Genomic DNA, 13,358 nt, shown 5'->3' on the forward strand with positions numbered 1-13,358 from the left:
CGGGGGACGCCGTCGCGCCCCCCGCGGACCGTTCAGAGCTGGGTGGCCGTGCGCTCGGTCAGGCTGTACTTCCTGGCGATCGTGTTCCACAGCCGGGCCGCCTTGGCCTTCTGGGTGCTGGCGGTGCCGCTGTCCCGGTTGCCGGCCTGGGTCTCCCCCGTGATGCGGGCCTGGCCCTTCTTGCAGCCCTTCTTGCCGGCGGCCTGGTCGGCCCAGGCCGCGTAGTGGTTGTCGGCGGACGCGGACGCCTGCCAGGCCTTGGTGAGGGCGTCGGTCAGCTCGGCGTGCGCGGGCAGCCGGTCGACGGAGAGCGCCTTGAGCCGGGTCACCAGGCCGGTGCGCTGGGCCGCCGCGTCCCGCAGGTCCGTGGCCGCCTGGCCGAGGTTCTTGCAGGACTTCACGTTCGCCACCGCGCTGATCACCGAGGAGCGGCTGTTGCCGCTGTCGGCCAGCAGCTTGTCCAGCTCGACGGCCTGCGCCTGCGCCGGATCGGCGGCCGGCGAGGAGGAACCGTCGCTCGCGGGGGCCGTCGCCGACACCGTCTGGTTCTTGTCGCCGCCGTCGCCGTCCCCGCCGCCGCCGGCGAGCAGCGCGCCCGCACCGATGCCGAGCACGACGATGCCGATGCCCACGGCGGCGATGACCGGCACCCGCGAGCGCCGGCGGCCGCCCCGGTCACCGTCGTCGTAGTGGTCACCGCCGGGCGGGCTGTACGGCGGCTGGGAACCGTACGACGGCTGCGGGGCCCCGTACGCGGGCGGTACGGCCTCGGGCTGGGTGAAGCGCGGCATCTGCTGCGTGGACGCGGCGCCGCCGTCACCGCCCGGGCCGCCGCGGAAGAGGTTGTCGAAGTCCGAGGGCGGCTGCCGTTCCCCGCCGTAGGCCTGTCCGGGCACGGGCGCGATGAACTGCGTGGCCTCGGCGTCGGGGCCGGAGGCCGGGTGCTGCGGGGGCTGGGCGCCGTACGGGGCCTGCGGGTGCTGTCCCGGGTACTGCGCCGCCCCGGTGGCCGCCTCGGGCGGCAGTGCGCCGGGGCGCACGGGCGGAAGGAACTGGGTGGCGCCCTCGTGGTCGGCGGGGGCGGCCGGGACCGGCGGTATGAACTGGGTGGCGCCCTCGTCGGCGGGCGGCAGCGGCGCGGAGGCCGGTGCGCCGGGGGCGGACGGGAGCGGCCGGCCCACCGGCGGCAGGTAGTACGAGGTGGGCTCGTCGGTGTGGTAGCCGGGCGTGGCCTGCTGCTGGGGCGCGCCGGTCCCGGGATTCCCGTGGGACGCGACCTGGCCCTGCTGCGGGGGCAACGGCTGCGACTGGGGGGCGGGTTGACCGACGGGCGGCAGGTAGTAGGACGTCGGCTCGTCGGTGTCGTACGCGGGCTGCGGCTGCGGCTGCGGCGGTGTGCCGCCCGGCTGCTGGGGTGTCCCCCAGGGCTGGGCGGGCGGCTGCGACCAGTCCTGGGCCTGTGCCTGGGACTGGTCCTGGTGCGGCTGCTGCCCCTGCTGCCGGTCCGGGCCCCACGGGGTGCCCCAGGCCTGGCCGCCGGGCGGCTGGCCGTAGGCCGCGTCGGCGGCCTGGCCGGACCGGCCGCCCTCGGGGCCGCCGTAACCGCCCTGCTGCGGAGGGCCGTAGCCGGGCTGCGGACCGCCGTGTCCACCCGTCTGTCCCGGCAGCAGGGGTTCCCCGCCGTCGGAGGGCAGCACGATGCCTTCGCGCGCTTCGCGCGCCGAGGGCTGCTCGCCCTGTCCACTCTGCGTCACCGGGACTCCTACTTATGGGGGAACTTCGGAATCGTCGGCTCACGCTACCGGGTCCTCCGAGCCCGGTGCCACGTAGCACAGGACGTGACCTGCGTCCCTGTGACCGCAGTAACAAGTCCCGGGAGATCACGTGACGGTTCCGGGCCCGTATCCGCTCCGTATGTCCTCCTTTACGCGGCCGCCTGAAGGTCCAGCCTGGCCCCGAACTCCCTTACGACGGGCTCGTCCCGGAACGGTTCCAGGCGCTGCTGGAAGTCGTCGAGGTACTCAGCGCCCCGGTTGGAGCGCACGGTCTCCAGCAACTCCACCGCTTTCAGGCCGGTGTTGCAGGCCTGCTCGATCTCGCGCTGCTGCACCTGCGCGGTGGCGAGCAGGACCAGGCCGATGGCCCGCCGGCGCGCCTTGTTCTCCGGGAGCCCGTCCAGGGACTCCTGCGCGCACCGCGCCGCCGCGTCGGCCTGACCGAGGTCACGGTGGCAGTGGGCCAATTCGTCCGCCAGGTACGCCTCGTCGAAGTGCGCGATCCAGGCCGGGTCGTCACCGGAGGAGGAGTCGGCCGCCTCCAGGGCGTGCACGGCCCGCCCGGACGCCGCCTGGGTGGCCCGCGCGTCGCCCATGAGGGCGTGCCCGCGTGCCTCCGCCGCGTAGAACATCGCCTCCGCGCGCGGTGTCACCCGCCCCCGCGCCCCTTCCTGCGCCGCCCGTGCCAACTGGGCGATCTCGCGCGGGTTCCCGAGCTGCGCGGCGAGGTGGCTCATGGACGCGGCGAGCACGTAACCGCCGTATCCGCGGTCGCCCGCCGCCTGCGCGAGCCGCAGCGCCTGGATGTAGTACCGCTGGGCCAGGCCCGGTTGCCCGGTGTCGACCGCCATGTACCCGGCGAGTTCCGTCAACCGCGCGACGGCGGCGAACAGTTCACGCCCCGTCGCCTCCCGGTACGACCCCGCGAGCAGCCCGGAGACCACGCTGTTGAGGTAGTGCACGACAACCGGGCGCACATGCCCGCTGCCGTACTGGTGGTCGAGGTCGACGAGCGCCTGGGTCATCGCGCGCACGGCCGCCACGTCGGACTGCCCCACGCGGGGGCCCGCCTGGCGCGCCACCTGCGAGTCGGGAGAGGAGATCAGCCAGTCCCGGCTCGGCTCGACCAGCGCGGACGCGGCGACCGAGGAGCCGGACAGGAAGTCCCGGCGGCCCACGTCACTGCGCCACAGCTCACACACCTGCTCGATGGCGCCCAGGACCGTGGGCGAGAACTGGAGCCCGACGCCCGAGGCGAGGTTCTTGCCGTTGGCCATGCCGATCTCGTCGATCGTGACCGTGCGGCCGAGTTTGCGCCCGAGGGCCTCCGCGATGATCGCGGGCGCCCGGCCCCGCGGCTGCTGTCCGCGCAGCCAACGGGCCACGGACGTCTTGTCGTAGCGCAGGTCGAGGCCGTGCTCGGCACCGCACATGTTGACCCGGCGGGCGAGCCCGGCGTTCGAGCACCCCGCCTCCTGGATGAGCGCCTGCAGCCGTTCGTTCGGCTGTCGCGCGACGAGAGGCCTTGCGGCCATGGCGTACCCCCTGTGGCTGCGGTGCCTGCCCACGCACCGAGTTGACGTGTCTTCCACCGAAAAGTTCCGGCCGTGAAGATCAATGCCCCACCAACGTGTCGAAAATGCGAGGCATGCGAGGATTGCCGGGGTAAAGACTCGTACCGACCCCAGACGTGGTTACCCAGCCCACGCCGGGGTTCCTCCTCTGCGCCCCCACCCATGCATCCATGCGCCCCGGACACGGAACCGGTGCGCTTCCCCCGCGCGCGGAGGTCCTGGCGCGGCCGTAACCCGAGGTGGGTGCGGGAGTTGTGCTCTGCGTGGAAGAGACGATCGCGGGTACCGAAGCCGCTCAGATTCCGAAGCAGCGCGGGGAATCGCTGCTGGAGACAGCCGTACGATACGCCGAGGAGCGCCACTGGGACGTCTTTCCCGGCACCTGGCTGGAAGCCGTCGACGGGGTGCAGCGGTGCTCCTGCGGCGACACGGCGTGCGCCGCGCCCGGGGCGCATCCCTCCCGGGACGACTGGGCCACGCAGGCCACCGGCAGTGCCACGGTCGCGCGCCGGATGTGGCAGAAGCAGCCGACGGCTTCCATCCTGCTGCCCACCGGGCGGACCTTCGACGCCGTCTCCGTCCCGGAGACCGCGGGGTTCCTGGCGCTGGCCCGGATGGAGCGGATGGAGCTGACGCTGGGGCCCGTGACGTTGACCCCTGACCGCCGGATGCAGTTCTTCGTGCTGCCGGGGGCGTCGGTGAAGGTGCCGGAGCTGGTCCGCAAGCTCGGCTGGACCCCGTCGTCGCTCGATCTGGTCGCCCTGGGGGAAGGGGCGTACGTCGCCGGTCCCCCCACCCGGTACGGGTCCGGCGGTGCCGTGCAGTGGGCCTGCCGGCCGACGCCCGCGAACCGCTGGCTGCCGGACGCCGAGGAGCTGATCTCACCGCTCGCCTACGCGTGCGGCAGGGATCGGTGACGGGTTCCCCGCACCGCGCCCCTAGGGTGGGCGTCCATGACGTCGGCTGTGAGTGTGCGTGGGCTCTGGAAGCGGTTCGGGCAGCAGGTTGCCGTGGCCGGTATCGACCTGGAGCTGCCCGCGGGGAAGTTCATCGGTCTCGTCGGTCCGAACGGGGCCGGCAAGACCACCACCCTCTCCATGGTGACCGGACTGCTGCGGCCCGATCAGGGGTCCGTCTCCGTGGCCGGGCACGACGTGTGGCGCGACCCCGTCGAGGTGAAGTCCCGGATCGGCGTCCTGCCCGAGGGGCTGCGGCTGTTCGAGCGGCTCTCGGGGCGTGAACTGCTCTCGTACTCCGGCCGGTTGAGGGGGCTGCCCGGGAGCGAGGTCGACCGGCGGGCCTCCCAACTGCTCGACGTGCTCGATCTTGCGGGGGCCCAGCACAAACTGGTCGTCGACTACTCGACCGGGATGCGGAAGAAGATCGGGCTCGCGGCCGCCCTGCTCCACAACCCCGAGGTGCTCTTCCTCGACGAGCCGTTCGAGGGCGTCGACCCCGTCTCCGCCCAGACCATCCGCGGAGTGCTGGAGCGGTACACCGCCTCAGGCGCCACCGTCGTCTTCTCCTCGCACGTGATGGAGCTCGTGGAGTCCCTGTGCGACTGGGTGGCCGTCATGGCGGCCGGCCGCATCCGCGCCCACGGCCCGCTCGACGAGGTGCGCGGCGAGGCGCCCTCGTTGCAGCGCGCCTTCCTCGAACTCGTGGGCGCGCAGGGGCAGGACCCCGGGGCGAACCTCGACTGGCTGGGCGGCGGGGCCCGGTGAGCGCGGACATCACCCCGGTCGTCGTACGGCTGAAGCTGTCGCTGCTCAGGAACGGGCTGCGGCGGTCCGGCGGCCGGCGGGCCGCCTACATCGCCTCGGCGATCGCCGTACTGCTCTTCTCCGTCCTCCAGTTGCTGGGTCTGGTGGCCCTGCGCGGGGATGAGCACGCCGCTTCCGTCGTCGTCCCGCTGGTCGCCGTGCTGGCGGTCGGGTGGGCCGTGATGCCGCTGTTCTTCCCCGGCGGCGACGAGACACTCGACCCCACCCGCCTGGTGATGCTGCCGCTGCGGCCCCGGCCCCTGGTCCGGGCGCTGCTGGTGGCCTCGCTGGTCGGCATCGGGCCGGTGTTCACGCTCTGCCTGCTCGTCGGGTCCGTCGTGTCGGTCGCGCACGGGGTGCCGGCGTACGTCTTCTCCGTGCTCGGGGTCGTGCTCGCGCTGCTGGTCTGCGTGGCGCTGGCGCGGGCCGTCGCGGTCGCCAACATCCGGCTGCTGACCAGCCGCAAGGGCCGTGACCTGGCGGTGCTGAGCGGGCTCGTCATCGCTGTCGGCGCGCAGGTCGTGAACTTCGGTGCCCAGCGGCTGGGTTCGGGCGGACTCGGTCAACTCGACGGTCCGGCGTCGGTGTTGCGGTGGGTGCCGCCCGCCTCGGCGATCGGGGCGGTCGATTCGGCGAGCGAGGGGTCGTACGCGGTCGCCGTCCTGCAACTGGGACTCTCCGCAGCCGCGTTGGCCGGCCTGCTGGCCCTCTGGTCCCGCCATCTGACCCGGCTGATGACCTCCCCGGACGGCTCCACACTCCCCTCCGCCGAGGGGGCCGCCCGTGAGCGCACCTCGACGGGGCTCGGCCGGCTGCTGCCCGCCGGGCGCACCGGCACCGTCATGGAACGCAGCCTGCGCTATGTGTGGCGCGACCCCAAGACCAAGGCCGCGTGGGTGACGTCGCTGGCCATCGGGCTGATCGTGCCGGTGTTCAACGCGGTGCAGGGCACGGGGTCCATCTACTTCGCGTGCTTCGCGTCGGGAATGCTCGGCGTGCAGATGTACAACCAGTTCGGGCAGGACACCTCCGCGTTCTGGATGGTCGCGCTGACGATCTCCTCCACCCGGGACGCCTACGTCGAACTCCGGGCGCGGGCCCTCGCGTTGCTGGTGATCACCGTGCCGTACGCCACCCTCGTCACCGTCCTCACGACCGCGCTGATCGGCGACTGGCCGCAACTGCCCGAGGTGCTCGGGGTGTCGTTCGCGCTGCTCGGGGCGATGCTGGCGACCGGGGCGTGGACGTCGGCGCGCTTCCCGTACTCGATCCCGCAGGAGGGCTACAAGAACGTGGCCCCGGGCCAGTCCGGCCTCGCCGCGGCCGCCGTCGTCGGCGGCATGGTCTCGGCCGCCCTGCTGTGCGCCCCCGTGATCGCCCTGGCCGTCTGGGCCGCCCTCAGCCCGAACGGCGACGACTGGAACTGGATCCTGCTCCCGGTAGGCACCGCCTACGGCACCGCCGTCACCCTGGCAGGCCTCCACCTGGCGGCCCCCCGCACGGCCCGCCGACTCCCGGAGATTTTGCAGGCGGTCAGCAAGGGCTGAGGTGGGGGCGACACCTGTCGTGGCTGACGAATCTGCGGGCATCTGAGAGCACCTGCGGCGATGGACGCGCGGGCCCGGGCCCCGCAAGGCGCACAGGGATGACCGCCGGGAAGCCGGCTGCGCCCGGCCACCCACCGGCTCCCGGGGACGGTGCCACGCCGACCGAGGGGGGCCGGGCCCAGGGAGAATCACCGCGACGACTGCCGGGGAGCCGCGGCAGCCGGTTGCGCCCCGGCCGACGGCCCCGGGGGAGGGGGCAGCGGGCGTTCCGGGCACGGTGTCACGCCGCCGGACGCGGCGCCACGAACCCACGGAGGCTCACCGGGGCGACTGCCCGGGGCGTCCCCCACCACCCGGTGCCCGGGAGGGCAACAGGCGCCAGGGGCGCGAGCCTCACGCCCACGGGCGCGGACCGGGCGCCACGAGCGCGGGCGCCGGCCTCACGCCACGGGCGCCGCCGGGGGCGTCCGAGGTAACGCCGGGGCTGTGCCCGGTCGCGGAGGGCAAGGCGGTGGGCACGGCGGGCGTGGAGGGGCGGGGCGGTGGGCTCGGGGTCAGTCGCCGGGCTTGTCGGGGTGGGTGTCCAGGGCGTCCAGGAAGGGCTCTATCGCGGCGCGCCAGGCCTCCGGCTGGTCGTAGTGGACGAGGTGGCCGGCGTCGGCGACCTCGGCGTACTCGCCCCGGGGCAGGACGCGGACCATCTCCTGGGCCTCGGCGCGGCCCAGTTCGCCGTCGAGGCCGCGGACGACCAGGGCGGGGCACCTGACCTGGGTCAGTTCCTCCCAGTGGGCGTCGTAGACCCAGCTCTCGCGGGACGACAGCATCTGCTCGGGGTCGAAGACGGGGCGCCAGCCGTCGGGGGACTCGGCCATCACCTCGGCGTAGAACTCGCCGCGCGCGGGGTTGGGCCGCTCCACCCAGGGATCGTCCTCGCCGAACCACTTGCGGACGTCGGCCAGCGTGGCGAAGGGGACGGGCCAGGCGCGGAACCACTCCCCCCACTCCCGCTGCGAGGCGGCGCCGAGGGCGGAGGCACGCATGTCGCAGATGATCACCCCGCGGACCAGGTCGGGGCGCCGGGCGGCGAGCTGCCAGGCGGTCAGGGCGCCCATCGCGTGTCCGATGAGGACGGCCGGGGCGAGGTCCAGCTGTTCGAGGGCGGCCTCCGCGTCCTCGACGTACGCGTCGCGGGTGAAGGCGGCCCGAGAGGGCTTGTCGCTCTGACCGTGACCGCGCTGGTCGAGCGCGACGGCCCGGTAGCGCTCGGAGAGCCAGCGGGCGGTGGACGCCCAGTGGGAGGCACGGCCCATCAGGCCGTGGAGTAACAGCACCCCGGGTGATCGTTTCTCCGGGGTCCGCGCGCTCTCCCTGGCCGGGTCCGCCGGATCGGTCTTGGGAGGGTCACCGAACTCCCAGGCCGCGAGACGTACGCCGCCCGCCCCGGTCACGTCGATGCGCCGCGCCATTGGCACCCCCCAAGCTCCGCCCGGACGCCCGCTCCCGCTCGGGCCGCCCTGTGAACCGTGTCCTGACTGCCGTGTCTGTCCTGTCCGCCGTTGCCCTGCCGTACATCTGTGCAGCGCACGTCCCGCGTGTCCCGTCACCCGCCAGATTATCGAATACGCATTCGAAAACGCGCTCTCGGAGCGCAACACCCCTCGTTCGAGTGACCGCCCTCAAGGAATGATCGCCGCCGCCGAGGGGAGACCTTCAGCGGGAGGCGGACCGCTCGGGGAAATCGGTCCGAGGGGAATGACCCTGGGAGCTCGGGGCTCCGGGTCAGCACAGGGGAGGACCGGCCCCGGCGCCCTGAGGCGCCGGGGCCATCCCCATGTCCACGGCACATCCGTCCGCCCCCTCCGGTCATATGCCTCACGCGACAGCCTCGCACGGGAAGCGTCGAAGCGCTGCGATTCCGCACAGGGAATCTCGCGAGACCCGGGACGAGCCCCGGCCGGCCTGTCGCACGAGCGGCGGGGAACCCACAACTGCCCGCTGCCGCAAGGCAATTGGGCCCCGGCGCACTCAGCGCTTGGCGACGAACACGTGCGAGGCGACGTCCGACTCCAGCTCCGCGGCCTCGCCGCCGCTGCCCACCAGCACCCCGCCGGCCGACTCGGTCACGCTCACCACGGAACCGGGCTGCACACCCGCCCGCCGCAGCGTGTACATGAGCTGCGCGTCCGTCTGGATGGGCTCGCCGATCCGGCGCACGACGACCGTCTTGCCGTCGAGACCCGGGTCCAGCTCGGCCAGCGACACCATGCCCTCGTCCAGGAAGGGGTGCGGGCCGTCCTTCTCGCCCAGCTCCTCCAGCCCCGGGATCGGGTTGCCGTACGGCGACTCGGTGGGGTGGCGCAGCAGTTCCAGGACCCGGCGCTCCACCGCCTCGCTCATCACGTGCTCCCAGCGGCACGCCTCCGCGTGGACCTGCTCCCACTCCAGGCCGATCACGTCGACGAGCAGGCACTCCGCGAGCCGGTGCTTGCGCATCACGCGGGTGGCCAGCCGCCGGCCCTCGTCCGTCAGCTCCAGGTGACGGTCGGTGGCGACGGACACCAGTCCGTCGCGCTCCATCCGGGCCACGGTCTGGCTGACCGTCGGCCCGCTCTGGTCGAGTCGCTCGGCGATCCGGGCACGCATGGGGACCACACCTTCCTCCTCCAGCTCGAGGATGGTGCGGAGATACATCTCCGTGGTGTCGATCAGTCCGGACATACGTGCCCCTTGATGAGATCTGCCGGAAGCACGACAGCTTCCCGGCGTGTGCGCTGGCCCTGACGTCAATTCTGCCGGATGCCGCTGACAACCGTGCCGTGCCGTGGAAACCAGGCGTCCGCGAGCAGGTGCGCGGCCGTATTGACATCCCACTGGTCCAGACCGCACGGTGATCCGCGACACAGCGACGAAGGGTTGGACGACGCATGGGCGAGACGGGCTCCGCGAGCGCCGACGGCAAGCTGTCCGGGCAGTTCCTCGACGCCGCGATCGGGCTGCTGCAACGGGTCCGCGACGAGGAAGCCGGGTCCGTCGCGGCGGCCGGTGAGCTCCTCGCCGACACCGTCGCCTCCGGCGGCCGCCTCTTCGCCTTCGGCGCCGGGCACTCCTCGCTCGCCGCGCAGGACCTCGTCTACCGGGCCGGCGGGCTCGCCCTGATGAACCTGCTGACCGTGCCGGGGGTCGTCGGCGTCGACGTCATGCCGGCGACCCTGGGCTCCGCCCTGGAGCGCGTGGACGGCCTCGCGACCGCCGTCCTGAACTGCTCCCCCCTCCGCGTGGGCGACGCCCTGGTGATCATCTCCCTCTCCGGCCGCAACGCGCTCCCCGTGGAGATGGCCCAGGAGGCGCGCGCCCTCGGGGTGAAGGTCATCGGCGTGACCTCGGTCGCCTACACCAGGGAGACCAGACCCCGGCACCGCTCGGGCACGTTCCTGAAGGACCACTGCGACGTCGTCCTCGACTCCAAGATCGCCCCGGGTGACGCGGAGCTCTCCCTGGACACGATCCCGGCCCCCTTCGCCCCTGCCTCCACGGTCGTGACCTCGGCGCTGCTCCAGGCCGTGATGGCGACGGCGGCGGGCGCGCTGGCGGAGCGGGGCATCGAGCCGCCGCTGCTGCGCTCGGGCAACGTGGACGGCGGCCTGGAGTGGAACGACCGGGTGTTCGAGGAGTACGGCGACCGGATCTTCTACCGGCAGTAGCTCTACGCCCGCCCCACGACCCCGCCCAGGTCCAGCGCGGAGGCGATGCGCACCGCCACGTCCTCCGCGTACACCGCGTCGCCCCGCTCGAACTGGCCCCTGCCGGCGCCCCGCAGGAACGTCACGACGCCGAGCGTGCGTCCCCGGCTGCGCAGCACCGCGCACAGCGCGTGCACCACGTCCGGGGGCCACTGGCGGGCCTCGGCCCACTCACGGGCCCGGTCCGCCGGCACCGACCCCACACTCGCCCGTACCGACCCCGCCCGCTCCGCGCACTGCAACGCCGGGTGCCCCTCCGGGTACCGCACCGGCAACCCGGCCGCACCCGACGCCTGCATGCTCGGCCCCGGCGCCCCGGAGGGCGTGGCGGCGACCCGTACGAGACGGACCGGGTCGGTCTCCTCGCCGTCGGCCACCGCGCCCCCGGCCACCCGGTCGATCAAGGCGTGGTCGGCGAACCCGGCGAGGGCGAAGTCCAGGTGGACGACGGCCGCCTCGGCCGGGTCCTCGCACTCCGCGGCCGCCCGGGCCGCCCGGTGGAGCTGGTTCGCGCGGAACCGCAGCAGCGAGGCCTCCTGCTCGCTGTGCTTGGCCTCGGTGACGTCCTGGAACAGCCAGCCGACGCCCAGCGGCACCGGTTCCTCCGCGAGCGGCGAGGCCAGCCGCACGAACCCGCAGCGCCAGCAGCGCCGCTTCTCGCCGTCCGGGGTCCGCACCCCGACCCAGATCTCGGCCGGCGCCGGCGGCGCGCCCTCGGCCAGCACATGGGTGAGCGCGCTCTCCAGCTCCTCCACGCCCTGCGCGAGCAGGTCCCCGAGGGGCCGCCCGAGCACGGATGTACGGCCGGTGCCCAGGGACCGGGCCGCGTGCGCGTTGACCACGGCGGGCCGCAGGTCGGCGTCGACCAGGACGACGCCCCACGAGGCGTCCTCGAACAGGGCCTCGCTGAGCGCGATCGAGCGCTCCAGGTCGATCTGGGTGTGCACCTCGCTGAAGGCGCAGTACACCCCGGCGGGCTTGCCGTCGGGGCCGCGCACGGCCGCGGACTGGGTGCGCACGAGCACCCGGCCGCCGTCCTTGGTCAGCAGCGCGAACTCGTGCACCTGCCGGCCGGGCGCCTGCATGGCGGACATCAGCCGCCCCTCGACCTCCTCGGCGTCCGCCGGCCGTACCGCCCATCCGGCGAACCCGTGCCGTCCCACGGCCTCGGCCGTGGTCCATCCGAGGATGCGCTCGGCCTCGCGGTTCCAGTGGGTGACGACCCCGTCCGCGTCGAAGGCACAGAGTGCCGCGTCCATGCCGTCCAGCAGCGCGGCGAGCAGGTCGGAGCCGCCCGAGCCGTCCGGGCCGTCGGGCCCGGGCCCGTCCGGCCCCAGCTCGTCGGTGGTCCCACTACGCCGGGAAGCACTCACCTGGACCCCCTGCCGGCTGCTTCACTCACTGACAATCATTGAACTCGAACGTGACGCAGCACACACCGGGTTCCCGCAAGATTGAGGGAATCGTTGTACGCCGGAAACGTCCCGAATCCCCTCAACCGGCTTCCCGGTCCGGATCCAGCCGCAGGTCGATCCACTCGTCGCTCTCGCCGTCCAGCACATACCGGTCGACCTCGACGAACCCGCGGGCCCGCGCGAACCGCGTCCCGTCCCCGTTGACGGCCAGCACGCATGTCTCGATCACCCGGGCGCCGAGCTCGCGCGCATGATCAAGACCCTTCTCGTAGAGGGCCGTCCCGAAACCCCTTCCGCGGTAATCGGGCAGCACGCGCGCGATGACGGTCGCCACGGCCTCCTCCCCGTCCGGCGGGCGGACGGTCGAGCAGCCCACGAGCGTGCCCCCGAGATAGGCGTTCTCCAGCCGGTAGCGCCGGACGCGCTCGCGTACGTCCTCGGCGCTCATGGCGGCCGGCGGCACGATCACGTTGTGCACGTGCCGCCACTCCTCGGCCATGCCGTCCCCGACGACCGGCACGATCCTCAGCTCGGCCACGGCCACCACTCCCCCTCCGGCGAGGATCGCCCGTCGCTCCTCGTGCGCGGCACGCTAGATGATCTCGGCCTCCGAAAAAAAGTGGTTGATCGGGCGGGCGTCGGTTCCTAGTGTGTGGGCTACACGAGAAGGGAGGTGGTTCGGCAGATGTATGAAACCCGGACGCGTGAGGTGACTGCGGGCTAGCGCCCGTCACCACACCGAGTGCGGTGCCGGACCAGCGCGTCACAGACGCGTGCAGCCGGCCCAATCCCAGCAGTCACCCGACCCGCGAGCTCGCCGGTACGTCCGGCCGGCTTCTCCGCCGTCAGGCGGAGGGACCTAGAGCTCGCGGGTCGTCTGCGTTTCCAGGCCCCCGGCTCAGGGGCTCAGCCGCTCCACCCGCCAGCTCCCGTCCGGCTCCGCCGCATAGCGCAGGCGGTCGTGCAGGCGGTTCTCGCGGCCCTGCCAGAACTCGACCGTCTCCGGCGCCACCCGGAAGCCGCCCCAGTGCGGCGGCACCGGGACCTGTTCGCCCTCGGGGTAGCGGGCGGCGAGTTCCGCGTAGGCGGAGTCGACCTGCTCGCGGGTCTCGATCACCGAGGACTGCGCGCTGGCCCAGGCGCCGAGCTGGGAGCCGTGCGGGCGGGTGCGGAAGTAGGCGGCCGTCTCGTCGCGGCCGGTGCGGCGGGCGAGGCCGGTGACGATGACCTGGCGGGCCATGGGGTGCCAGGGGAAGAGCAGGCAGACGTAGGGGTTCTCGGCGAGTTCCCTGCCCTTGCGGGAGTCGTAGTTCGTGTAGAAGACGAAGCCCTGCTCGTCGAACTGCTTGAGCAGGACCGTGCGGGAGCTGGGGCGGCCCTCGGCGTCCGCGGTGGAGACGACCATGGCGTTCGGCTCGAAGAGGTGCGCCTCGGTCGCCGCCTGCTTGAACCAGCGCGCGAACTGCTCGACGGGCGTGGCGGCCAGGTCGGTCTCGGCGAGGCCCTCCGCGCGGTACTGCCGGCGCATGGAGGCGGGGTCCGGG

The 13,358-nt window shown here is 73.3% G+C and carries 11 protein-coding genes; 4 read left to right on the forward strand and 7 right to left on the reverse strand.

Features of this window, described 5'->3' with window-relative positions; genetic code table 11:
* Positions 1-32: 32 nt before the first annotated feature.
* Together ACIQJT_RS27600 and ACIQJT_RS27605 are read right to left on the reverse strand one after the other, a co-directional pair.
* Positions 33-1,754, reverse strand: coding sequence for a hypothetical protein (locus tag ACIQJT_RS27600; RefSeq protein ID WP_402647939.1), 1,722 nt, complete (start codon positions 1,752-1,754; stop codon positions 33-35).
* Between the two features lie 170 nt (positions 1,755-1,924).
* Positions 1,925-3,310 carry a transcriptional regulator gene (locus ACIQJT_RS27605; protein WP_365452158.1) on the reverse strand — a complete coding sequence of 462 codons (1,386 nt, stop codon included), beginning with the start codon at positions 3,308-3,310 and terminating at the stop codon, positions 1,925-1,927.
* 293 nt (positions 3,311-3,603) lie between these two features.
* Between ACIQJT_RS27605 and ACIQJT_RS27610 the strand changes: the two genes are divergently transcribed.
* The 3 genes from ACIQJT_RS27610 to ACIQJT_RS27620 are packed head-to-tail and all read left to right on the forward strand — an operon-like array spanning position 3,604 to position 6,659.
* Complete coding sequence (locus tag ACIQJT_RS27610; protein ID WP_365452160.1) at positions 3,604-4,266, forward strand: bifunctional DNA primase/polymerase; 663 nt, start codon at positions 3,604-3,606, stop codon at positions 4,264-4,266.
* Between the two features lie 36 nt (positions 4,267-4,302).
* Positions 4,303-5,073, forward strand: coding sequence for an ABC transporter ATP-binding protein (locus ACIQJT_RS27615; RefSeq protein ID WP_365452162.1), 771 nt, complete (start codon positions 4,303-4,305; stop codon positions 5,071-5,073).
* Positions 5,070-6,659, forward strand: a complete 1,590-nt coding sequence (locus ACIQJT_RS27620) for a transporter (RefSeq protein ID WP_365452164.1) — start codon at positions 5,070-5,072, stop codon at positions 6,657-6,659. The genes ACIQJT_RS27615 and ACIQJT_RS27620 overlap by 4 nt, the downstream gene beginning before the upstream one ends.
* A 554-nt stretch (positions 6,660-7,213) precedes the next feature.
* Here the strand turns inward: ACIQJT_RS27620 and ACIQJT_RS27625 are convergent.
* Together ACIQJT_RS27625 and ACIQJT_RS27630 are read right to left on the reverse strand one after the other, a co-directional pair.
* Positions 7,214-8,125, reverse strand: coding sequence for an alpha/beta fold hydrolase (locus ACIQJT_RS27625; protein WP_402647944.1), 912 nt, complete (start codon positions 8,123-8,125; stop codon positions 7,214-7,216).
* Between the two features lie 559 nt (positions 8,126-8,684).
* Positions 8,685-9,377, reverse strand: coding sequence for a metal-dependent transcriptional regulator (locus ACIQJT_RS27630; protein WP_053848992.1), 693 nt, complete (start codon positions 9,375-9,377; stop codon positions 8,685-8,687).
* A gap of 206 nt (positions 9,378-9,583) precedes the next feature.
* On the opposite strand from ACIQJT_RS27630, the gene ACIQJT_RS27635 reads away from it, so the two are divergent.
* Positions 9,584-10,360 carry an SIS domain-containing protein gene (locus ACIQJT_RS27635; RefSeq protein ID WP_402647947.1) on the forward strand — a complete coding sequence of 259 codons (777 nt, stop codon included), beginning with the start codon at positions 9,584-9,586 and terminating at the stop codon, positions 10,358-10,360.
* Positions 10,361-10,362: 2 nt separating this feature from the next.
* On the opposite strand, the gene ACIQJT_RS27640 is transcribed toward ACIQJT_RS27635, so the two are convergent.
* The 3 genes from ACIQJT_RS27640 to pdxH form a co-directional block, all read right to left on the reverse strand.
* Entirely contained in the window at positions 10,363-11,772 is a 1,410-nt protein-coding gene (locus tag ACIQJT_RS27640) for a PAS domain-containing protein (RefSeq protein ID WP_402647949.1), read from the reverse strand.
* Positions 11,773-11,893: 121 nt separating this feature from the next.
* Positions 11,894-12,352: a GNAT family N-acetyltransferase gene (locus ACIQJT_RS27645; protein WP_365452172.1), complete on the reverse strand. Its 459-nt coding sequence runs from the start codon at positions 12,350-12,352 to the stop codon at positions 11,894-11,896.
* A 360-nt stretch (positions 12,353-12,712) separates the two neighbouring features.
* A complete protein-coding gene (pdxH, locus tag ACIQJT_RS27650; protein ID WP_402648328.1) occupies positions 12,713-13,342 on the reverse strand; it encodes a pyridoxamine 5'-phosphate oxidase in 630 nt (209 codons plus the stop codon).
* Between the last annotated feature and the right edge of the window lie 16 nt (positions 13,343-13,358).

The sequence above is a fragment of the Streptomyces sp. NPDC091972 genome, assembly GCF_044756385.1.
In the GTDB taxonomy this organism is placed as follows: domain Bacteria; phylum Actinomycetota; class Actinomycetes; order Streptomycetales; family Streptomycetaceae; genus Streptomyces.

Coding starts and splice junctions, on each gene's coding strand:
- ACIQJT_RS27605 (WP_365452158.1), bottom strand. CDS start 3,310: ATGGCCGCAAGGCCTCTCGTCGCGCGACAGCCGAACGAACGGCTGCAG.
- pdxH (WP_402648328.1), bottom strand. CDS start 13,342: ATGCGCCGGCAGTACCGCGCGGAGGGCCTCGCCGAGACCGACCTGGCC.
- ACIQJT_RS27615 (WP_365452162.1), top strand. CDS start 4,303: ATGACGTCGGCTGTGAGTGTGCGTGGGCTCTGGAAGCGGTTCGGGCAG.
- ACIQJT_RS27630 (WP_053848992.1), bottom strand. CDS start 9,377: ATGTCCGGACTGATCGACACCACGGAGATGTATCTCCGCACCATCCTC.
- ACIQJT_RS27625 (WP_402647944.1), bottom strand. CDS start 8,125: ATGGCGCGGCGCATCGACGTGACCGGGGCGGGCGGCGTACGTCTCGCG.
- ACIQJT_RS27635 (WP_402647947.1), top strand. CDS start 9,584: ATGGGCGAGACGGGCTCCGCGAGCGCCGACGGCAAGCTGTCCGGGCAG.